Origin of the sequence: Myxococcus sp. AB025B (assembly GCF_006518215.1) — a bacterium.
In the GTDB taxonomy this organism is placed as follows: Bacteria; Myxococcota; Myxococcia; order Myxococcales; family Myxococcaceae; genus Myxococcus; species Myxococcus fulvus.
In genome coordinates this window covers 1-1,012 of record NZ_SRLW01000654.1, presented here as the reverse complement: position 1 = coordinate 1,012, position 1,012 = coordinate 1, and the positions used below count along the sequence as shown (strand labels likewise).

Below are 1,012 nucleotides of genomic sequence, written 5' to 3'. Positions count from 1 at the left end.
TGCTCGACACCGACTCCGCCGCTCTTTAGGCCACTCCCATCACCGGGCGCGCGCGCTGACGCTCGCGCTCGGTGATGCCCATCAATCAGGCGGCTCGCTCGTCCATCAACCAGCCCGCCTCGCAACAGCAGAGGGCCGCCCGGAAGGCGGAGGAGGCCCCGGCGCGGGAGATTCGCCACGCGGTGCCCGCCGAGGAGCGCCACTGCCCGGCATGCGGCGGCGAGGACTTGAGGCCGCTGGGCAAAGGTCGCACCACGGTGGTGTACGAGCACATTCCCGCGAGATTCGAGAAGCAGCTACACGTGCAGGAGGTGCTGGCGTGCGCGTGTGGCCGGGGCGTCGTGACTGCCCCGCCTCCAGCCCGGGTGGTGGACAGGGGCGAGTACGGCCCCGGCTTCATCGCGCACGTGGTGACGTCGAAATGCGCCGACGCCATGCCCTTGCACCGGCTGGCCCAGCGGGTGGAGCGAAGCGGCGTGCCCATGAGTCGCAGCACGCTGACGGACCTCTTCCACCAGGCCGCCTCGGTGCTGCTGCCGCTCTCCCAGCACCTCTTGCAATGCATTGCCTCGGCGGACGTGGTGTGGGCCGACGAGACGCCGCTGCGCGTGCTGGACGTGAAGAAGACGCGCCTGGGCTACCTCTGGACTTTCCTCACCCAGAATGAGGCGGGCCAGTGGCTCATCGGCTACCGCTTCAGCGTGGGTCGGGCCAGCAAGACACCGAAGGAAGTCCTGGGCGGCACCTCGGGCGCCCTCGTGGTGGACGCGTACACCGGCTACAACGCGGTGACGCTGCCCCAGGGCCGCGTCCGCGTCGGGTGTTGGGCCCACGTACGTCGCCGCTTCTTCGACGCGCTGGCCACCGCCCCCGAGGCACGCGAGGTGTCGTAGCTCGGCGTAACAGGTCCTCTGGAGTTCGGCGAACCCGGTCGGGGTGAGTTCGGCCAAACCGGTCCGCACCGGTTCGGCCAAACCGGTCCTCCGGGTGCTCCGCCGACAGGTCACGCTGG

Annotated in this window: 1 protein-coding gene; it reads left to right on the top strand. The window is 70.1% G+C overall.

Features of this window, described 5'->3' with window-relative positions:
• Nucleotides 1–74 precede the first annotated feature (74 nt).
• Nucleotides 75–893 (top strand): IS66 family transposase, encoded by an 819-nt coding sequence (locus FL311_RS43340; protein ID WP_141333540.1) that lies wholly within the window; start codon nt 75–77, stop codon nt 891–893.
• Nucleotides 894–1,012 lie beyond the last annotated feature (119 nt).